At 73.2% G+C, this 20,328-nt stretch carries 19 protein-coding genes; 11 read left to right on the top strand and 8 right to left on the bottom strand.

The genetic code is table 11. The features are described 5' to 3' along the window. Positions 1-49: 49 nt before the first annotated feature. Positions 50-1,291, bottom strand: coding sequence for an MFS transporter (locus ACFW6B_RS03460; protein ID WP_386591646.1), 1,242 nt, complete (start codon positions 1,289-1,291; stop codon positions 50-52). Positions 1,292-1,634: 343 nt separating this feature from the next. On the opposite strand from ACFW6B_RS03460, the gene ACFW6B_RS03455 reads away from it, so the two are divergent. Then, on the top strand, positions 1,635-2,723 hold the full coding sequence (locus tag ACFW6B_RS03455) for an amidohydrolase family protein (protein WP_386591644.1): 1,089 nt from the start codon (positions 1,635-1,637) through the stop codon (positions 2,721-2,723). A gap of 439 nt (positions 2,724-3,162) precedes the next feature. Further along, a complete protein-coding gene (locus ACFW6B_RS03450) occupies positions 3,163-3,609 on the top strand; it encodes a DUF2690 domain-containing protein (protein ID WP_386591643.1) in 447 nt (148 codons plus the stop codon). Between the two features lie 282 nt (positions 3,610-3,891). On the opposite strand, the gene ACFW6B_RS03445 is transcribed toward ACFW6B_RS03450, so the two are convergent. The 6 genes from ACFW6B_RS03445 to ACFW6B_RS03420 form a co-directional block, all read right to left on the bottom strand. Further along, entirely contained in the window at positions 3,892-4,254 is a 363-nt protein-coding gene (locus ACFW6B_RS03445) for a hypothetical protein (RefSeq protein WP_386591642.1), read from the bottom strand. A gap of 255 nt (positions 4,255-4,509) precedes the next feature. Further along, entirely contained in the window at positions 4,510-5,025 is a 516-nt protein-coding gene (locus ACFW6B_RS03440) for a hypothetical protein (RefSeq protein ID WP_386591641.1), read from the bottom strand. A 282-nt stretch (positions 5,026-5,307) separates the two neighbouring features. Then, complete coding sequence (locus ACFW6B_RS03435; RefSeq protein ID WP_386591640.1) at positions 5,308-6,153, bottom strand: hypothetical protein; 846 nt, start codon at positions 6,151-6,153, stop codon at positions 5,308-5,310. 949 nt (positions 6,154-7,102) lie between these two features. Next, entirely contained in the window at positions 7,103-7,417 is a 315-nt protein-coding gene (locus tag ACFW6B_RS03430) for a hypothetical protein (RefSeq protein ID WP_386591639.1), read from the bottom strand. Positions 7,418-7,528: 111 nt separating this feature from the next. Beyond that, the gene (gene lexA / locus ACFW6B_RS03425; protein ID WP_386591638.1) at positions 7,529-8,200 is read right to left on the bottom strand and encodes a transcriptional repressor LexA; all 672 of its coding nucleotides are present in this window, start codon (positions 8,198-8,200) and stop codon (positions 7,529-7,531) included. Between the two features lie 120 nt (positions 8,201-8,320). Continuing rightward, positions 8,321-8,509 (bottom strand): hypothetical protein, encoded by a 189-nt coding sequence (locus ACFW6B_RS03420; RefSeq protein WP_386591637.1) that lies wholly within the window; start codon positions 8,507-8,509, stop codon positions 8,321-8,323. 173 nt (positions 8,510-8,682) lie between these two features. Between ACFW6B_RS03420 and ACFW6B_RS03415 the strand changes: the two genes are divergently transcribed. Continuing rightward, complete coding sequence (locus ACFW6B_RS03415; RefSeq protein ID WP_386591636.1) at positions 8,683-9,648, top strand: LuxR C-terminal-related transcriptional regulator; 966 nt, start codon at positions 8,683-8,685, stop codon at positions 9,646-9,648. Positions 9,649-9,896: 248 nt separating this feature from the next. Here the strand turns inward: ACFW6B_RS03415 and ACFW6B_RS03410 are convergent, their stop codons facing one another. After that, positions 9,897-11,795, bottom strand: coding sequence for a BTAD domain-containing putative transcriptional regulator (locus ACFW6B_RS03410; protein ID WP_386591635.1), 1,899 nt, complete (start codon positions 11,793-11,795; stop codon positions 9,897-9,899). A gap of 423 nt (positions 11,796-12,218) precedes the next feature. Between ACFW6B_RS03410 and ACFW6B_RS03405 the strand changes: the two genes are divergently transcribed. The 8 genes from ACFW6B_RS03405 (at position 12,219) to ACFW6B_RS03370 (ending at position 20,252) form a co-directional block, all read left to right on the top strand. Then, positions 12,219-13,286, top strand: coding sequence for a radical SAM protein (locus ACFW6B_RS03405; RefSeq protein WP_386591634.1), 1,068 nt, complete (start codon positions 12,219-12,221; stop codon positions 13,284-13,286). Then, a complete protein-coding gene (locus ACFW6B_RS03400) occupies positions 13,283-13,975 on the top strand; it encodes an iron-containing redox enzyme family protein (RefSeq protein WP_386591633.1) in 693 nt (230 codons plus the stop codon). Before ACFW6B_RS03405 ends, ACFW6B_RS03400 begins: the two co-directional genes overlap by 4 nt. Next, on the top strand, positions 13,968-14,177 hold the full coding sequence (locus ACFW6B_RS03395; RefSeq protein WP_386591632.1) for an aroma-sacti cluster domain-containing protein: 210 nt from the start codon (positions 13,968-13,970) through the stop codon (positions 14,175-14,177). Before ACFW6B_RS03400 ends, ACFW6B_RS03395 begins: the two co-directional genes overlap by 8 nt. After that, complete coding sequence (locus tag ACFW6B_RS03390) at positions 14,177-17,353, top strand: AAA family ATPase (RefSeq protein ID WP_386591631.1); 3,177 nt, start codon at positions 14,177-14,179, stop codon at positions 17,351-17,353. The genes ACFW6B_RS03395 and ACFW6B_RS03390 overlap by 1 nt, the downstream gene beginning before the upstream one ends. Then, complete coding sequence (locus ACFW6B_RS03385; protein ID WP_386591630.1) at positions 17,350-18,207, top strand: S8 family serine peptidase; 858 nt, start codon at positions 17,350-17,352, stop codon at positions 18,205-18,207. The genes ACFW6B_RS03390 and ACFW6B_RS03385 overlap by 4 nt, the downstream gene beginning before the upstream one ends. After that, positions 18,207-18,818, top strand: coding sequence for a GAF domain-containing protein (locus ACFW6B_RS03380; RefSeq protein ID WP_386591719.1), 612 nt, complete (start codon positions 18,207-18,209; stop codon positions 18,816-18,818). Before ACFW6B_RS03385 ends, ACFW6B_RS03380 begins: the two co-directional genes overlap by 1 nt. 641 nt (positions 18,819-19,459) lie before the next feature. Next, the gene (locus ACFW6B_RS03375) at positions 19,460-19,849 is read left to right on the top strand and encodes a hypothetical protein (RefSeq protein WP_386591629.1); all 390 of its coding nucleotides are present in this window, start codon (positions 19,460-19,462) and stop codon (positions 19,847-19,849) included. A gap of 103 nt (positions 19,850-19,952) precedes the next feature. Next, positions 19,953-20,252, top strand: coding sequence for a hypothetical protein (locus tag ACFW6B_RS03370; RefSeq protein ID WP_386591628.1), 300 nt, complete (start codon positions 19,953-19,955; stop codon positions 20,250-20,252). Positions 20,253-20,328 lie beyond the last annotated feature (76 nt).

Genomic DNA, 20,328 nt, shown 5'->3' with positions numbered 1-20,328 from the left:
GGCCGCCCTTTCCGGGCTTCCGGGGTTTCCCGCTTTTCCCGCCCTTCGGTCAGGCGGCTGACACGTTCTCGGTCCCGGCAGGCTCGGACGGGGTCCGCACGGCGTCCTGCCGGCGTTGCGCCCGGCGGACGGCGAGCGGTGCCGCCAGGCCGGTCAGCGCGAATATGGCTCCCACGACGTACCACCCGGGGCGGCCCCAGGTGATGCAGAGCGCGATCAGCAGACCCGGCCCGAAGGCCTCGGCCAGCCCCGCGCCCAGACCGAACACACCCAGGTACTGGCCGGTGGCGTGCCGCGGGGCGAAGGCGAAAGACACCTCGAAACCGGCGGCGGAATACCACAGTTCGCCGACAGTGTGGATCACCGCCGCGACCAGGAGCAGCGTCGCGGCGGCCCACGCCGGTGTCCCGGCGGACAGCGAGATCAGCGAGCAGGAGACGAGGAAGGCCACGCCCGCCCGGCGGTAGGCGGTTCCGCCGGCCGAGGCGGAGACTATGCTGCGGCTCGCTCGCACCTGGAACGCGACGACGATGACGGTGCTGGTGATGATCGTGCCCGAGATGAGCCAGTGAGGGGCGGCGGTGGCACCGACGAGCCAGAGCGGGATGCCCACGGTGAGGACCTTGAACTGGACGGCCATGACGCCGTCGAGGGCGGTGAGCAGCAGGTAGGGGTGGTCGCGGAGGGCGGTCCAGCGGGGGCCGCCGTCGGTGGGGACCGGTTCGACCGGCGGGAGCAGGGTCAGGAGCACCGCGCAGACCACGAAGGCGAACGCGTTGCCCAGGACCATCAGCTGGTACGCGGTGAGGGTGCCGACCTGGACCACCCAGCCGGCCAGCACCGCGCCGAGGGAGATGCCGACGTTGGTCACCGCGCGGAGATAGGCCCGGAACTCCTGCGGCCGGTCCCCTCCGTAGTGCCTGACGAGCGGGCTGTGGGCGGCGACTCCGGCCGTCTTCGCCCCGGCGGCCGCGCAGACCGCGAGCACGAACGGCCAGAAGCTGTCCGCCAGTACGAAGCAGGCCGTGGCCAGCGCCTGCACCACGAGCGTGGCCCGGTAGACGCCGCGTGCTCCGTACCGGTCCGCCAGATGGCCGACCGTGACCCCCAGCGTCAGCGCGGCGAGCCCGGCCAGTCCGAGACCGAGTCCCACCTGGTCCGCCGGAAGGTGGACCGCCTCGGTGAAGTACAGCACTCCGGCGGTCAGATAGAGGCCGGTGCCGATGGTGTGGACGAACTCCGAAGCCGCGAGGACACGCTGCGGCCGGGTATCCGGAATCAGGCGGGACATGGACACGACTCCACGTGACAGAGGGGAGGCAAGGGGCTCCGCAAGTCTGTTGTGGCGTCACTCGCCCTAGCAAGAGCCTCACTTCGGCGGGACTCCCGGGGCTGTCGGTGCCCGCGGCCGCGGCCGGGCCCTGCGGGACAGCGAAGGCGGGGTTCCCTGCGTCCGTCCTGGAACCGGACGGCGGCGGGAACCGACGGGCCCCTCCGGACCGCACTCCGTCCGGGGTAACCGGCCTCGGACAGGGCGCGCCGTGGGGATCGTGGGCCGGTCACCGGGCCATCGTGGTGCGGCAGACCGATGGCGCTACGGATGGGACACGCGGATGCCGGAATCGAACCGGGCCATGAGTCGGCGCAGTCTGATCGTCACCGGTGGAGCGGTGGCGGCCACCGTCGCTGCCGCGGGCGGGTCCAGCGCTCTGGCCAGGGAGGAAGCGGTGCCGCGGGGCGAGGGGAGCGGGGGTGACGCCGGCCGGGCGAGGATCGACGTCCACCACCATTTCACCGCTCCGGCATGGGTCGACTGGGCCGAGCGCGAGGGCCTGGTGCGGCGGCAGGAGCTGCCGTGGTGGGCGCGCTGGGATCTGGACTCCACTCTGGCGCTGATGGACCGGGTGGGAATCGCGACCGCGGTCCTCAACCCGACCATGCAGGACCGGTACCGCTCCGCGGCGCAGGCCAGGGAAGGCCTCACCGTCGTCTTCGAAGCGCTGACCGACTTGGTGGCACTGCACCCGAACCGTTTCGCCGTCCTCGGTCCTGCCGTCCTGGACCATCCCGAAGTGACCACGTGGGCCCTCCGCCGCGCCTTCGACGAGCTCGGTGCCGTCGGGGCCAGCGTGAAGGCCAACTACAACGGCGTCTACCTCGGTGATCCCTCGTACGACCGCTTCCTCGCAGAACTCGACGAACGCGCCGCGGTCGTCTTCACCCACCCGCTCGACCTCCCGGGCGGGCCCCCCGGTGTGCCCACCGTCCCCGGGATTCCGAACTTCATGTGCGATTTCCTGCTGGACACCACGCGTGCCGCCGTGAACCTGATCCGTACCAGGGCACTCGACCGCTACCCGCGCCTGTCGGTCGTCCTGCCGCACGCCGGCGGATTCCTCCCTCAGATCGCCACCCGCATGGAGGCTTTCGGCGGCTTCTGCACCCCACCCCTCGATGCCGCCCGTGTACGGGACCATCTTCACCGCTTCTACTACGACACGGCGGGCCCGCTGGCCCCCTCGGGCACCCTGGTGGCCACCGCCGGTGCCGACCGGATCCTCTTCGGCACCGACTGGCCCGCCGCCTCCGCCGACGTCATCACCGGCTTCACCGTGCCGGCCGTCGAGACCGACCCCGTCCTGACCGACCGCCAACGTCGTGGCGTCAACCGCGACAACGCGCTCCGCCTCATGCCCTCGCTGAGACGCGCCCATGACCAGTGATCGACTCTGCCGGGAACCTTGAGGACGGGCAGTTGACGATCGTGACGTTGCGTCAGGGTCGACGGGGGTGGGTGGCGGGGCTGGACGCCGCACCGCCGTCGGGGTGCTGCGCGAGGCCCCGGTGACGGTGGACGTGATCTGCATCGACCGCGCGGACCGACGGACCCCCTCGGTTCCCGTCCGGGGAAGGCCGGTCGCGCCCCGGCCCGGTCTGCCGCACCCTCGTCACCGGACAAGCCGGAGCAAGGTCGACGGACTCCCCTCAAAATCAATCACCATCGATCGTCAACTGATCATTTCTGCCGGGTAGTTGATGACGAGAGGGTCATGAGCATGCAAAAATTGATCATCAACGGGCGCCCCGGCGTCCCGGCTCGACATGCGCCGGGACGGCCCCCACGGGACCGCGCCCCTCCATCCCCCCTTCAGGAGTACTTCCGTGCGCGCACGCACCTTGATCACCCGTTCCGCCGTGACGGTCCTCTTCGCGGCCGCGGCCACCATCGGCATGGCCCCCACGGCCAGCGCCGCCACCTGCTCGGGCTCCTCCTGCGACGGCAAGAACCCCAGCACGTACTGCCAGGACGACGCGGAGACCGTGAAGAGCGTGACGCTGGGCCAGGCGACGCTGCAGCTGCGCTACAGCGCCTCCTGCCGTGCGGCGTGGGGCCGCATCACCAACGCCTCGTACGACACCCGCAGCCAGTTCACGCCGTCCGCGGGCGTCCACCGCAACAGCGACGGCCGCGAATACACCTGCGCCGTGGCCACCACCGGCACGTCCTGCTTCACCCTGATGGTCAACGACGCCAACGTCACCTCCTACGCGTTCGGCGAGTGGGACAGCGGCGCCCAGGTCTACTCCGACCGCACCGGCTCCTACTGAGCAAACCCATGAGGCCGGGTTCCGGTCCCGCGCTGCCACGCACGGGACCGGGGCCCGCCGTGCCGGCTCCCGCACTCCCGGTCACGGCCGGCGGAGCAGAGCAGGAGCTGTCGACGGGCTCTTGGACGCTCAGTCGCTCGACGTTGATCGCGAGTGCGGTCAGAACGTGCCGGACGTGCGTCTTGGCCAGGCGGCGAAACCGGCCCGGCGTGCATGCGCTCTTCTCGGGGCAGCGACCGCACTGGCGGGCGTCGAAGCGGACCACCACCGATGTCGGCTCCTTCACCGGAAGGTCCCGCCAATTGCCGCTTCGTCCATGCCGGCGACGGAGGTGTAGCCGCCGTCGACCAGGCGCTGTCCGGGCAGCGGGCGGAGCCGCCTGAGGCACGCATGGATGCCGGGCAGGGCCTGGCTGTCAGCGCTGGGGACGACGGTGGCCACGTCGGTGACGACATTGACGCCCTTGTCGTCGCAGGTCTCTGTCACGTGCACGAGACAGCCGGTCCAGCGGGTGTCACCGCGCCGTGCCCAGCGGGCCTCCGCCTCGTACGGCGGCTCGATCCGTATCCGGGAGAGCGGCTGACCGCCGCGCTCGGTGCGCGGCCGGAACTTTCCGCGCCCGTCTACCAGAAAGTGCTGCGCCATGCTCTTTCAGAGCACTTGGGCCTGCGCCGGAACGGCACCGCCGGGGAAGCGGGCATGGAGTCGCGCGAGCAGTTCCCGGGCGCCGGTGCCCACCTGTTCGAGACGGGCGACGGCCCGGGGCGGCCGTCGCGCGGATACCGGGCTCCCGAGAAACATCGGCGGAACGCTCCAACGACCCTGACGCAACGTCACGATCGTCAACTGCCCGTCCTCGAGATTCCCAGCAGAGTCCCTCGATGAGGGCTGAGCGCTGCCCTACCGGGTGCGGGCCGCCGTGGTCGCCACCGCGGTCTGGATCTGCGCGGTGAGCCGGGTCGCGTCCTCGGTGTAGCCGGTCAGCAGCAGCCGTCCGCCGTCCCGGAGCCGGATGACCAGGTGGACGTCCCAGCCCATGAGCCGACCCAGGGCGTGGCCCTGCCCACGCTCGACCACACTGCGGACCGCCGTCCAGGGCAGCACCCGGGTCTCCCCGGTCCGCCGGTAGACCAGTCCGCCTTCGCGCAGCACAAAGACTTCACCGTGCCGCCGCAAGGTCCGCAGGCCGTTGGAAACGCCGCCGTAAAGCCCTACGAGGGCGCCGCCCCACAGCAGTCCAGCGAATTGCGCGCCATCACCGTCCTCGGAGAAGACGGCCATGGACACCGGAACAGCGACAGCCGCAAGGACCAAGCCGGCCAGCAGCGCACCGATCGCGACGCGCCCGCGACGCGCGTTGTCCGTCGGATGGTTACGGATAAAGGCGCCCAGCGCGCGCTCGGCCTCCATGGCCATAGATCCCCCTCCACCGGGGTCCCTTCCGCAGCGCTGTCAGTCTGCTGCACGGCCGGACGGGGGACAAGGGAGCGACGCGAGCGGAAGAACGGCGGCGCGCAGGTTCTGCCTCTGCCGCTCACCCCGACCAACTCTGAGCAGACCACGCACCCTTCGACGAGAACGCTCAGCGCTCAGCGCTCAGTGATCGACCGCCTCCGTCATGGGCGTGGGCAGTCGATCACGAACGACCCGGTGGACCGGAGCCGCCCTTGGGCCGTGACTTCGGATGTTCCCCGCCGCCTACTCGTCGGCCGAGGCTTCCCCGCCGTGGTCGGCCGACGTTTCCCCGGCGTCGGCGCCGACGGTTTCCCCGACGCCGTCCCCCGGCATCTCCCCGGAGCCTTCGGCTAGGTCCAGGGGGTCTTCGCGGGGTGGGGCCAGTTCTTTGAGGGCGATGGGGGTTTCCAAGCCTTCGAGGGGGTGCCACGTGTTTCCTGCCTGGGCCGTGAGCACGATCAGAGCCGCCACGAAGACGAGCAGAGCCAGCACGAAGGAGCCTTGGCGGACGTAGGGGTCGCCGGGGTCGGTGCGGAGCGCTGTGAAGAAGACGTGCACGGCGGGGGCCGCCGCGCCGAGGCCGTAGCACCAGAGGGCCAGTTGGTTGATCGTGGTGCCCAAGTGACGGCGGGTGGCGGGGGCGTGGGCGAAGAGGTCCTCCAGGTGCGTGCGGACGGCCGCCTGGAAGTCCGGGTCGCGTCCGATGTCACCGACGCGCGGGCGTTCGCGGGCGGTCTGGTACCGGCCGAGGAAGCGGAACGCGGCCGCGGTGACCGGGTGGACCGGCTCGGCCGCGGTCTCCGCCAGCTTCATGCCGCGCCTGTCGAGCAGCCCGTCCTCACTCATCAGACGGACGGCCACCGAGGCCGCGCGAGAGGAGTTCTGCGCCAGTCTGCCGGGTTGGTGGTCGGTCGAGCACAACGGTTCGGAGGTGCTCAGCAGGTCCGCGTGGTACGCGTCGAGCCCCGGCCAAGCCCGCACCTGCCGGACCGTCCGGGCCTCCACCGACCGCCGCCACCGCCGGGTCGCCAGACCCAGCACGACGTTCACGGTGGCCAGTGAGACCAGGCAGGTCATCAGAATCTCCATGGGCACGACGATCGATGACGTGAGGCGCGGCCCACAAGCCCCGGGTTCCTGTCGGCACTCCGACCGGGGCCGCACCCGGACTCCACCGGCCCCGGGGCACATCAGGTGGTCTGACGGCGGCCGCCGGGACCGGGCGGGGCACGAGGCGCCACGAGGGCGGTACGTGGTCGCCGTCGCGGACTTCCTCGACTGCTCCTTCTGGCCAGGCACGTCCCGCCCCGCGGCTCCGGGCTGCCTCGTCAACCCGCAGTGGCGCCTTCCCGCCTTGTGATGATCCGCCGCGTGGTGCCGCCCGCCCGTCTTCGCGGTGCAGCACAGTGGGCCTGTGTCTCCTCGTCTGCCGACCGTCCTGCTCCTGGCTCTGCTCGGTGTCACGGGCTGCACCACCGTGGCCTCCGACGTCCCACCGGTCGACGGCCGTCCGGGGGTACGCGCCTCGCTCACGGCGGACGGCGCGGCCACACCGAGGTCCGTGCCGGTGGTGCAGTCCTCGCCTCGTTCTGCTCTGGTGAGGACCGAACCCGAGCGGCCGCGGCGTGCGGCCAGGGCCGCGACGGCTCCTCACCGTCGGGCGGCGGGACCAGCACGACGCACCACGCCTCGCGCGGTTCCGCCGGCGCGTGCGGTACCGCACCCGCGAGCCGCCCCGCGGCACCGGCAGCCGCCGCGAGCGCACTCTCGCGCGAGGACCCACCGCCACCCGGCTCCGCGGACACCGCGCGTCCGTCCGCAACCCCTGCCCGACCAGATGCGTCGGCTGTGCCGCCAGGCGGACGGGGTCGCCTCCCCCGAGATCACGACCCTGTGCCACCAGACCTGGGGTTGACATCCCTGCCGCTCACCTGCCGACTGAAACGCTCGGCCACAACGGACGTCCCGAGCTGTCGACAAGCTCACGCGTTCGCAGGGGCCGAGTCGGTGATCACTCCGTGATCACTCGGCGCGGGAATCAGGCGGCCCGCTTTCCCGCTGAGTCGCCGCGCGCTGCCGGCCAGGGCATCCGATGAACGAGGGTGTCGCGCAGTCGGTCGAGGACGGGGCCGTCGTGGTGGTCGAACGCCGCGTCGAAACCGAGGCGCACGGAGGGGGTCGGGCAGGCGTCCTTGTCGACGCGGCGGAACGCACCGGCCCGGGCCACGGCGTACTCCCGCCGGCCCAGCCGATGTACCACCAGGTCCCCTGCGCCCAGCGACGGATCCGCCGAGGCGATCACCTCACCGATGGCGTCCCCGTGCATCACCTCACCGGTCTCGTAGCGCGACACCGGCAGGCGTGAAGGTCAACCCGCCTGTCCGCGCGACCTCCGACTTCGTTGATCAAGTCCTGCGTAGGACCTGATCAGGCTGACGTGGATGCCGGTGTGCCGCCGCAGGTCCTAGAGCAGGCGCAGGACTCCGACCACCTTGCCGAGGATGCGGGCGTCGTCGCCGGGGATCGGGGCGAAGGACGTGTTGCGCGGCATCAGCCACACCTGTCCGTCCTGGCGGTGCAGGACCTTGACGGTGGCCTCGTCCTCCAGCAGGGCGGCGACGATGTCGCCGTGTTCGGCGCTGTCCTGCTTGCGGACGGTCACGATGTCGCCGTCGCAGATCGCCGCGTCGATCATGCTGTCGCCGGACACGGTCAGGGCGAACAGCTCGCCCTCGCCGACCACTTGGCGGGGCAGGGGGTAGACGTCCTCGACCATCTCGTCGGCGAGCAGTGGTGCGCCGGCGGCGATCCGCCCGACGAGCGGCACCTCGGCCGGCTCCGGGCCGCGGCCGGCGAGCTCGGGGGCCCAGGAAGGGCGCACGCGGTAGGCGCGGGGACGGTGGGGGTCGCGGTAGAGGACTCCCTTGAGTTCCAGTGCGCCCAGTTGGTGGGCGACCGAACTGGTGCTGGAGAGTTCGACGGCCTGGCCGATCTCCCGCATCGACGGAGGATAGCCCTGCCGGGCGACGCATTCGGTGATGTAGCGGACGATAGCCACTTGACGGCCCGTCAGTTCACCTTCGACGGTCTGGGCGCCCGGGGGTCGCCCCCGGCGCACCGGCGCACTGTTCTCCATCCCCGGGCCCCTCCGTGCAAGATCCTCGCGGAACCCGACCTTAACCCGCCGTCCCGCGCGCACGGAACGCCGGAAGGGGAAATGCGGGCCGCCGTCGCCCCGTACCGGTCCGACGGGCCGTCACCAGTGCGGTGTGGGAACGGTCGGCGAGCCGTCGTCGCCCCCGCGCACCGGGCGCGGGGGCTGGTCGAGGACCTCGCGGGCCGTGGCTCCGTCACCACCGCCCCGGCGACGCCGGGCACGCGCCCAGTGGCCGAGCACGGTGAAGCGCCCGAAGAGCAGGACGAATGCGCCTTTGGCCGGTTTCACAGTGATTCCTTCCAGGTGGGTCTGGGAAACTCCATCGCACATCTGAACAATGGACACGGCAGCGGGTGCCGGGGTCTTCCGGCTGACGAGGGGGTTGGGTGGGCGGCATCGGTGGGGACGGGGTGGTTCCGGACCCTCGTACGGCGGCGGGGTGGCCGTCGCACGAGACGCAATTGTCCGAGGACGCCGTCCGGGTGTTCCGGTGGGTGAGCGACCGGGGGTCGTGCGACGCGGGAACGCTGGGCACGACGCTGGGGCTGCCGGAGGGCCGCGCGGCCTCCGCCGTGGCGACGCTGACCGAACTCCTGCTGCTGCGCCGTCTGCCGGGCAGCCCCGACCAGTTCGTGGCGGTCGCGCCGGACGCGGCCCTCGCCGCGCTGGTCGCGCCGCGGGAGGCGGGGCTGCGCCGACAGCTCGCCGAGATCGACCGGCTGCGGGCGGAGCTCTCCCTCCTGGCGCCGTTCCACGCGGAAGGCCGGCGGCAGTGGCAGGGGCGGGCGCCGCTGACGGAGGTCACGGACCTGAAGACCGTCGTGGGCATGATCACCGAGGCGACCATGCGGTGCCGGAAGGAGGTCCGCACCTGCCACCCCGGCGGCGGCCGCTCCCCGGCGCTGCTGGAGCAGGCGTTCGTGCAGGACCGCGACATGCTGCGCCGCGGCATACGCATGCGCACGCTGTACCAGCACACGGCCCGCTACCACCTGCCCACCCAGGAGTACGCGCGGCGGATGACCGACGAGGGCGCCGAGATCAGGACGCTGAGCGAACTGTTCGGCCGCATGGTCGCCTTCGACGGGGAGACGGTGTTCATCCCGCACCAGGACGACCTGGACGCGGCCATCGTCATCCAGGAGCCGTCCACCGTCTCCTATCTCTGCGCGACCTTCGATCACGCCTGGTCGCTGGCCGAGCCCTACCACCCCGGCTGGACGGAGAGTTCGGCGCGGGACGAGGTGAAGCAGGCCATCGTACGGCTGCTGGCCGAGGGCATGAAGGACGAGATGGTGGCCCGGCGGCTGGGCATGTCGCTGCGCACCTGTCGCAAGCACATCGCGGAGATCATGGAGCAGTTGGGCGCGGCCAGCCGCTTCCAGGCGGGGTATCTGGCCCGCGTGCAGTCCTCCGGTCCGGCCTAGACGACCGCGGGCCGGGCCCGAGAACCCCGGCAGCCCTCCGGTCCGGCCCCGGCGGCCGTCGGCGGGGCCCGAGAACCCCGCCGGGGCGGGCCCCGGGCGGCTGGTGGCCGAGGGGCGCACCGGACCGGGCGCCGCCCGTCCGCCCCGGGAGGGCTCGCACGGCCCGGCCCCAGGCGGGACGGGCCGTGGCCGGCGCGGCACCCGAAGGCGCGCACGGCGCGAGGCCTCCGCCGGAGGAGCGGGAAGGGTCAGCACCGCTCTCCCGGCACGGCCGCCTGTTCCCGCGCGAACAGCAGGGTCAGCCACGGCAGTTCGTAGCGCACCGCTTCCGGGGCCGTGGCCGTGTGCGCGGTCACCTCGGGCGGGGAGGGCGGCGGCAGGACGCCGACGTCGATCAGTTCCTCCAGGGCGCGCTGCGCCTCCCGTCCGTCCTTGCCCAGGGCGCGGGCGGCCGCGGGGAGGACGAAGGAGGTGTCCGGCAGGGCGGCCAGCGCGTGGAGGGAGTCGCGGGCGGGAGCGGGGAGCCTGGCCCAGGTTCCGGCGAGACGGGCCCGGACCCCGAGACCGCCGGACGCGAGCTCGTCCAGGGCTTCCAGCGGGTGTTCGAGGCGGTCCGCGTACTGGCCGAGCGGCATGTGGCGCAGTACGGACAGGCGGTTTCCGGCCGCCCGCAGGGCGAACGGGAGGTACCCGGTGGCGGCGGCAACGCGTTTCGCCGCGGCGCGCTCGGCGGTCAGCCGGGACCGCCCGATGATCGCGCCGAGCAGGTCCAGGCCCTCGTCGGGCGGCAGCGGCGGGAGTTCCACCCGGTGCGCGGGCTCCAGGCAGGGCAGCCGGCCGCGCGAGGTGACCAGCGCGGCGGCGGTGCCCGAGGGCGGAAGCAGCGGGCCGAGGGCGGAGGCGTCGGGCGCGTCGTCCAGGAGCAGCAGGATCCGGCGCCCGGACAGCCAGGAACGCCAGACGGTGGCGGCCCCCTCCCGGTCCGCGGGCAGCCGCTCGGTGCAGCCGAGGGAGCGGGCCAGCTCCGCCAGCACCGAGGCCCAGGGACGTGCCGAGCCGTCCTCGGCGCACAGCCGGGTGGCGACGACGCCGTCGGGGTAGCGCGCGGCGAGGCGGTGCGCGACGTGTACGGCGAGGGCCGTCTTGCCGACGCCCGCCGCGCCGGTGAGGAGGACCGGGGGCCCGCCCCCGGTCTCCAGCCCGGTCCGGACGGACTCCAGTTCCGCGGTGCGCCCGGTGAAGTCGGCGAGGTCCGGCGGGAGGAGCAGCCGCGATCCGGCGGGGCCGCCGCGGGGCCGGGGCGGGGCCGCCTCGTCCAGCAGGGCGCGGTGGGCGCGCTGGAGCGCCGCGCCGGGTTCCAGACCCAGTTCCCGGGAGAGCCGCTGACGGCAGTCGTCGTAGGCGGCCAGGGCCTCGGTCCTGCGGCCGACCTGGTGCAGGGCGGTGAGCTGGGCGGCGCGCAGCCGCTCCCGCAGGGGGTGGCGGACCACCATCTCGTCCACGGTGTCGGCGACCGGGGCCGGGTCCCCGATCTCCAGCTGCGCTTCCGCCCATGCCTCGTAGACGGCCAGCCGCCTGGCGTGCTGCCGTTCGACGGCGGCGCGCAGCGCCTCGGCGCGGGGGGCCAGATCGCTGAAGGGGTCGTGCCGCCACAGGTCCAGCGCCTGCCGGTAGGTCCGGGCGGCGCGGCTCGGGGCACCCGCGCGCGCCTCGGTGTCGCCGCGCCGGGCGAGCTCGCCGAAGCGCAGGGTGTCGCATTCCTCCGTCGTGAGGTGCAGTACGTAGCCGCCGGGGCCGTGGCGCAGCCGGCCCAGGTCGTCGGGATCGAGCACCCGGCGCAGGGTGGACACGTAGGCCTGGAGGTTCTTGCGGGCCGTGCGGGGCGGGTCGTCCGGCCAGAGGGCGTCGGTCAGTTCCTCCACCGACACCGGCGCGTTGGGGCGGGTGAGCAGGACCGCCAGGACGAGGCGCTGTTTCAGCGGCCCGAGGGCCAGCGGCAGACCGCCGCGGGAGGCCCGCAGGGGGCCGAGGAGGGTCAGCCGCAAGGGGGCGGCGGTGGCGGTTCCCCCGCCGGTGCCGTCGGCGGGCTCTCGCGGAATTCCGGGATCCGGCGCCGCGCCGCGGCTTTCCGTGAGCGCATCGGCCATCTCGCCCCTCAGCCCCTTCCCCAGCCGGTGTCGGGGTCGGTGTCGTCGGAGTTCTGACAGAGGTGGGGAATTCTGTGCACGAAAGCCTCCGAGGAGCGGCAGGGGACGAGGGAATCCGCGAGGAGCCGTGTGTTCTCCGGGAATTCGGTGGAATTCCTTCGGCCTCCACAGGATGCGCACGAGCCGGTTCCGGGGCCATGGACTCGAGGGTGGCTCAAGGTGCATGCAGCAACGCACCCGCCGGGACAAAAGAGTGGTCAAGCGCACGAAACGGCGTGAATCCTCCTGTCGTGTTCCGGCCCGTGCCCCTCCGGCCCGAAGGCCGCGCGCCGCGTACCGGCCTCCAACCGCCCGCCAACCGCGACCGAACCGGTGCCCCGCACGCTGGGGCCGCACGTCCCGGTGGCCTACGGAGGTGGCGAGATGCGGCTGGCGGAGATCATCGCGCTACGTCCGGTGCCGGCGGCCGGGCTCCTCGCGACCCTCACCAGGCGCTGCCCGCTGAGCTGCGCCCACTGCTCCACCTCGTCGGGACCGCGCGGCGAGGACACCCCGGCCGAGGCGCTGCGCCGCTTCGTCGGCGGCTTCACCCCCGAGGACCGTCCGGACGTGCTGATGCTCACGGGGGGCGAGCCCCTCCTGCGGCCCGCGCTCGTGGCCGACCTCGCGGCGCTCGCCGCGGCGGCCGGAACGCGTACGTCGGTCCTGAGCGGTATGTTCTTCGCCGCGGGCGGCCGCGTGCCCGTCCGTATCCTGCGCGCCCTGCGGAACGTCGCCCACTTCTCGGCGAGCATCGACGTCTTCCACGAACGTGAAGTACCGCGCGCCGCGGTCTTTCGCGCGATGCACCGCATCAGGGAAAGCGGAATCGACGTGAGTTTCCACGTGACGGGCACCACGGCCGACGACGCCTATCTCACGGACGTCACCAGCTCCATTCGTACGGAATTCCACGACCAGGCCGCCGTCCTGGTCAATCACGTCCGGCCGGTGGGGCGGGCGGCGGGCTGGGCGTCCTCGCGGACGGTCCCGATCCGGGGCACCGCGGACAAGGCTCTCCCCGAGGCATCCCCGGCCCCCTGCGCGATGGCGGCCTGGCCGACGGTGGCCTTCGACGGCACGGTCACGGCCTGCTGCAACCAGCGCGTGGTGGACGCCCGTCCCGTACCGGAGCACCTGCGCCTGGGAGACGTCGCGCGGGACGACTGGGCCACGATCCGGCGCCGCTGCCAGGAGTCACCCGTGCTGCGCACCATCCGTACCGCCGGAGTCGGGTCGTGCGCGGACTGCCGGGGCCTGGCCCGACGGCCCGCGGCCCTGGAGGCGGCCGAACGGTCCGGTTCACGCCCCGCGGCCGGCGCGATGGACGCGCTCGGCGCCCGGCTCCAGCACGAGGCCGGGGCCGCCCGTCTGCTGCGGCGGTACGGAAGCGAGCGGTACGCGCCGCTCGTACTGCTCGGCGGTCCCGGCGAAGAGGAGGCTCCGGCGTGAGCCCGTCCGCCGTCGCGAGCCTGCGGCTCGAACTGTCCCTCGTGCAACCCGTGCTGCGGACCGCCGCCGCCCGCATGTGGCACTCCGACCCGGGGCTCCCCGACCGCTACCGCCGCTACCTGCGCGCGATGCACCAGGTGATCCGTGCCTCCGTTCCGCTGATGGAACGGGCCGCCGCCCGCTGCGGGGCGCTGCCTCGGGACCCGGTGGCACGGCCCCTCGCGGGGTACCTGCGGGCGCACGCCGAGGAGGAACGGGGGCACGACGACTGGCTGCTCGCCGACGCGGCCGCGGCCGGGACGGCACCGGACGAGCTGACCGGCCCCGTGCCGCCGCCCCATGTGGCCGCCCTGGTCGGGGCGCAGTACTACTGGCTCGAGCACTGCCACCCGGTGGCCCTGCTCGGCTACATCGCGGTGCTGGAGGGCAACGCCCCCGCGCCGGGACTGGCCGGCCGGCTGGCACGCGAGACCGGGCTGCCGCTGGCCGCCTTCGAGACCGTACGCCTCCACGCGGACCTCGACGACGGGCACAGCTCCGACCTGGACCGGCTGATGGAGCGGCTGCCGCTGGACACCGCGCAGCGTTCCCTGGTCGCCGTCAGCGCGCTGCACACGGTCGCCTCCCTCGCCGAGCTGTTCGACCGCATCACCGCGGTACCGACCGAATGGGAGAGCCCCCATGAATGACCCCGCACCCGATCGCGACCGCCTCCGCGCGCTGGAGGACGCCGGGTTCCCGCTGCACAGCCTCTCCCCCGAGCAGCGGGAGGTGCTCCAGGACCTCAGCACGCAGGAACTGACCCTGCTGCTGGGCCTCAAGGAGCGGCTGGACGCGGCCGAGCCGGAGGTGCAGGCGCACAGCGAGATCGCCGGCGGAGCGCTGTTCTGATGACCAGCGCGATGACCGGCGGCGCGCGCGTGAAGTGCCCGCGGTGTCCCGAACCCCCGCCGGACGGCGCGGCGTTCTGCCCCCGCTGCGGAACCGCGTGCGTGGCCGCGGGCGACACCGCCGCGGCCGAGGAGCGGCGGGTGGTGACCGTCCTCTTCTGCGACCTGGTCGGCTCGACGGCCCTGTCCGGGCGGCTCGACCCGGAAACCCTGCGCACGGTCACCCTCCGGTATTTCGCGCTGATGCGGGCGCGGATCGAGGAGCACGGCGGCACGGTGGAGAAGTTCATCGGCGACGCCGTGATGGCGGTGTTCGGCGTCCCCGTGCGCCACGAGGACGACGCCCACCGCGCGCTCGCCGCCGCGCGCGGCATGGTCACCGGCCTCGACGGGCTCAACGTCGAGCTGGAGCGGGAGCACGGCGTGCGGCTCGCCGTCCGCATCGGTGTGAACACCGGTGAGGTGGTCGTGAACGTCGATCCCGCTGCCCGGCAGGCCCTGGCCTCCGGCGAGGTCGTCAACATCGCCGCCCGGCTCGAACAGCACGCGGGCGCCGGGGACGTCCTCATCGGCCCCGCCACGCTGCGCGCCGCCGGCCCCACGGCGGTCACCGAGTCCGCAGGACCGCTGTCGCTCAAGGGAGTCGGTGCCCCCTTCCCGGCCCACCGTCTGGTCGCCCTGCACGAGGACGACCCCGAGCGGGTGCGCCGCTTCGACACCCCCTTCATCGGGCGCGAGCGGGAACTGGCCGAACTCCGCCTGCTGTCGAGCAAACTGGAGACGGACCGGTGTTCGCACCTGGTGACCGTCTACGGCGAGGCGGGCCTCGGCAAGACGCGCCTGCTGCGCGAGTGGCTGCGGGACCGCCCGGCGTACGGCGAGGGCCGGTGCAGGCCCTACGGCGAGTCCGGCTCCCTGTCACCGCTCGCCGAAGCCGTGCGCCAGGTCTTCACGGCCGTCGGCGAGGACGCGGCGCTCGCCGCGCTGCCGGGACCCGAGCGGACGGAGGCGGAGCAGGCGCTGCGCCTGCTGCGGACCGGTCTCCTCGCGGACGGAACTCCCAGCCCCTCCGCGGACGACACCCTCATGGCGCTGGCCTGTCTCCTCGACGCGCTGTCCCGTGAACAGCCCGTGGTACTGGTCCTCGACGACTGCCACTGGGCGTCCGGACCGCTGCTCGACCTGGCGGACCGGCTCCTGGACGAACTGGACCGCTCCCCCGTGGCCCTGGTGTGCGTGGCGCGTCCGGAGCTGCTGGAGACCCGTCCCGGCTGGGGCAGCGGGCGGATGCGCGCCGCTTCGCTGCTGCTCGCGCCGCTCACCCGCGAGGAGGCGGCCGCCCTCGCCGGCGAGCTCGTCGAGGTGGCGGCCCACCGGCAGGGCGTGCTGGAGGGCGCGCTCGACCGCGCCGAGGGCAATCCGCTGTACCTGGAACACCTGACGGCCATGGCCGCCGAGTGCGACGACCTGCCGCTGACCGTGCACGCCCTGCTCGGCGCCCGCATCGACGCGCTGCCGCCCGAGGAACGGACCCTGCTGCAGGTGGCCGCCGTCCTGGGAAGGGAGTTCCAGCGCGCCGACCTGACCGAACTGGCCGGCGCCGAGGAGCCCGCGGCCCCGGAGAAGTCCCCCGGCGGTCTGCTGCGCGGCCTCCTGCGACGGCGGCTCATCGAGTCCGGCGGCCGCGCCCGGTCCGCCGGCTCCGCACTCCGCTTCGGCAGCGCTCTGGTGCAGGAGACCGCGTACCGGGGCATGGCCAAGAAGGTGCGTGCCCGGCGTCACGAGCACGCCGCCCGTGTCCTCGTCCGCCACGAGGCGGGGGACGCCGCCGTCGGCTCCCACCTGGCCCGCGCCCACCGGCTGCTCAGCGAACTGGGCGTCAACGACGGCGACACCGACGCGCTGCGGGCCCGCGCCGCCGGTCTGCTCACCCGGGCCGGGGCGGCCGCCCTGGCCCGCTCCGACCTGCCGTGGGCCGACGACCTGCTCACCCAGGCCCTGGACCTGGCCGCCCCCGGCGAGCCCGTCGCCGGCGAGGCCGCCCGAAGGCTCGGCGAGACGAAGGTCGCCCGGGGCGAGGCGGAACGCGGCCGGGAACTGCTGGCGGAGGCGCTCGCCGCGGCGGACCGGGCCGACGATCCGGCGGCCGCCGCCCATGCCCGGCTCGCGCTCACCGCGCTCGACCCCCGGCACGGGTCCGCCGCCGAGGTGGCCGAGGCCGCACTCCCGCTGTTCACCCGAGCGGGCGACGACCAGGGCATCGCCCGTGCCTGCGTCCGTATCGCCCAGGACCGTCAACGGCGCGGACTGCACGCCGAGGCCGAGGAACTGCTCCACAGGGCCCTCGACCACGCCGACCGCGCCGACGCCGAACCCGAACGCGCCCTGGCGCTCGGCGCGGTCGGCATCTCCCTGTGGCGCGGCCCCACCCCCGTCGCGCGTGCCGTGGCGCGCTGCGAGGAACTGCTGGCGGCGCACGGTGCCGGCCGGCCGACCGTCCGCGCCACCCTGGGCTGCCCGCTCGCCGTGCTCCTGGCCCTGCAGGGCCGTCCCGCGGAGGCGCGCGAGCGGCTGGCCGAGGCGGCGCGCCTGGCCCGCGGCCTCGGTTACGCCGAGAGCGCGCTGTTCGTCCCGCTGTTCGCCGCGGAGGTCGAGACGCTGACCGGGACGCCCGCCCGGAGCCTGCCCCTCCTCGACGAGGCGGCACGCGCGGGACGCGAACTGGGCGCCACGGGTGCGCTGCCCGGCATCGCCCGGGAGCGGGCGCGGATCCTGCTGGACCGCGGGGAGCCGGCGGAGGCGCTGGCCCTGCCGGACCCCGGACCGTCCGGCCTGCCTCCGGCCGAGTCCGCCGACGCGTACGGACTGCGGGCCCGTGCCCTGGCGCTCTCCGGGGAGCCGGACCTCGCGCGCGCCTGCGCGGACCGGGCCGTCGCCGTGGCGGGCGAGACGGACTCCCCGCTCGTCCGGGGCACCGCCGCCCTCGACCTCGCCCACACGCTGCGCGCGCTCGGTCGGGCCGCGGACGCGGCGCGGGAGGCGCGCACGGCGCGGGAGCACTTCTCCGCCAAGGGACACCGGCCGGGCACGGACCGCGCGTCCGCGTTCGCCGACGAGACGACGGCCACGGCCCGCGGCGCGGAACGCCCGGCCGCACGGGAAGGCAGGACCCGATGACCGCAGGAACGGCGGGAGGGCTCACCTGGAGCCTGCGTGACCGCTCCCCCGAGGACCTCGCGATGCTCGCCGACACGGTGCCCGACCTGCCCGCCGATCCCTCGGCGTGGTCGGACGGCGGAGGGGTGCGGGTGTGCGTGGTCGACACCGGGGTGGAGTGCGGGCACCCTTCCGTCGGTGCCGTCCAGGGCTCCTACGAGGTGGCGTCCGCCTCCGACGGAGGCCTCCACGTCGTCGACAGCGGCCGGCTGCCCGACGGCGCCGGCGACGGCTGCGGGCACGGAACGGCCTGCGCCGGCATCGTCCGGCGGGTCGCCCCGGACTGCGAGCTGTACAGCGTGCGGGTGCTGGGCGAGGGCTTCACCGGCACGGGCGAGGCCCTGCTCACCGGGTTGCGCTGGGCCGTCGACCAGGGCTTCGACGTGGTCAACCTCAGTCTGTCCACGACCCGGCCGAAGTTCCTCGAAACCCTGCGGGCCCTGGCCGACCAGGCGTTCTTCACCGGCACCACGCTCGTGGCGTCCGCCCACAACACACCGGTGGAGAGCTTTCCCTGGCGGTTCTCGTCCGTCATCTCGGTCGGTACGCACCGCGAGGACGACACCGGGCTCTTCCTCTACAACCCCGCGCCGCCCGTCGAGTTCTTCGCCCCCGGCCAGAACGTGCAGGTGGCCTGGACCGGCGGCAAGACCATCCGTACCACGGGCAACAGTTTCGCCACCCCCTTCATCAGCGGGATGTGCGCACGCCTGCTCGGCACCCGCCCGAAGCTGACACCGTTCCAGATCAAACACGCGCTCTACCTCTCCGCCGCGAACGTGCGCATCGGCGAACCAGGAACCCGAGGTGAATGATGACCCAGTCCCCCGGCCTCGTGCCCGCCACAGGTGTGGGCCCCGCGACGCGCGTCGGCAGCGCGGAGCACGATCTGCTGCAGTCCGTCGTCGACACCGCGCGGGCCATCTTCGGCGCCGCGGCCAGTTCCGTCCTGCTGCACGACCGGGCCACCGACGAGCTGGTCTTCCAGGCCGTGGCCGGGGAGGGGGAGGAGTCCCTCGTGGGCTCCCGGTTCCCGGCCGGCCGGGGCCTGGCGGGCTGGGTCCTCGTCTCCGGTGAACCCATGATCGCGGACGACCTCCGGGAGCAGAGCATGTTCGCCGAGGACGTCGCGAAGTCGACCGGGTACGTGCCGGACGCGCTCATGGCCGCGCCGCTCGCCCACCGCGACCGGGTCCTCGGCGTGCTCGAGGTGCTCGACCCCGCCGAGCAGTCCCGCTCCAGCCTCTCCGAACTCGACCTCCTCGCGCTCTTCGCCCGCCAGGCCGCGGCGGCTCTCGCGGTCATCGCCGACCGGCGCCACGAGGAGACACCGTCGGCGGTCCGTGCACGGGGCCTGGAACTGCTGGGCGCGCTGCGGGACGTACTGCTCGACGGAGTACCACCCCAGACGTCGCAGGAGGGGTGAGCCCGCCGAAGACCGTCCACGACGACAGGGGACACAGTGCGAAGGGCCGGTACTCCAGAGCCTGACCGACGACATCGACGGCTGTCGGCTCCGGCCCCTTCGGCCGGAAGGCCAAGTCACTGACATGGCCCCTCGGGCACCCGAAAGCCCTGTCCAACGGGTCCGCCAAGCGAAATCGGCCCCAGCCACGCCCCTTGGGCGGCCGACGGATGAAGTCCGCCTCGTCCTCGAAGCAGATGTGGCCCCCCGCGGTCCGCCCGGGTTCTTTCACCTCGCCCCAGGTCGCCTCCTTCCCCGTGGTGACGGCCTGCTCGGCGGCCCGTCGTGCGGGGACCTGCGGGCTGAAGCCGAGCCGACGCGTCGGCCTCGTCGTCCCGGAGGCGCTGTGGGAGACGGGGACTTCCTGCCGATCAGAATGGCCGCCCTCGCCGCCGTCCACGACCGGTCCTCCACCCGGCCGTGCGCGGCCGGGCCCTGCTCCGGATACGCAGTCGGTTTTTCCGGACAGCGCGGAGACGGACGGCGCCGCGATCCGCTCGGGCCACGCGAGTTCAGAGCTCCCGCACCACTGTCTGGCCATTCCGTCTGCCGACGGCAAGACGGTCACCATACGTGTGACGGTGCGCACCGAGGACACCATCGTGACCGACGTGAGTACGCCTGGAGCAGATCCGACCGACCAGGCCGGCGAGACCGAGATGCGCTACACCTTCTCCGTCGGCGCGAAGCCGGTGCTGCTCTCCACGCTCACCGCAGCCACCACCGCGGTCTCCTTCGACGCCCTTCAAGCCGGTACCTGCCTGCGTGCGGGAGCGGCTACCTGGGCCGTGAGCAACTGGGTCCACGATGAGGCCTGGACGTGGATCAACGCGGCGTACCTCAAGACCTTCATGGAGCGGCACATGTTGTCCTCCGAGCGGAACACGAGCAACGCGTTCACCGATGACATCGTCTTCTACGACTGGAAGACGACGGGAAAGTCGACCATGCCTCGATCATCAGCAAGATCAGCAACGGGAAGATCTACGTGACCCAGCACAACAGGAACTACAAGTACCGCAGCCTGGCCGCACGGAAGAGCGCCGAGCCGAAGATGAAGATCTGGATCTACCAGCCCAAGCCGGAGTGGTACTGATGCGGCGCGGCCCCTGGGTGTGGGGCGTCGCCGCGGAGGCGGTCCCGACCCTTCTCGTGGCCCGGACCCTGTGGACCTGGCGAGATGACCCCTACGTCTTCCTCGCGGACGTCCCGTACATGGAGTGGTCCGGCATCGGACTCGCGGTCTCGCTCCTGCTGACCTTGGCCCTGGTCTCGCGTGAGCAGCTGTGGCCGCGACGGCTCGGCTGGTCGCTGACGGCGGCCCGGCTGTGCCTGCTGCCGTGTCTCGCGTTGGCGTGGTATCCGGCGATGTCGCCGTACATCTCTCTGTGGTGACCGGCGGGCATCGTCCTTGATGCCCACAAGTGACCGGCCTGGGGCCGGGTCCGTGTTGCGGACCCGGCCCTTCTCC

It is taken from the genome of Streptomyces sp. NPDC058751 (genome assembly GCF_042746485.1).
Taxonomy (GTDB): Bacteria; Actinomycetota; Actinomycetes; order Streptomycetales; family Streptomycetaceae; genus Streptomyces.
Note: the sequence above shows the minus strand (reverse complement) of the source record. Positions and strands in the feature narration are given on the sequence as shown.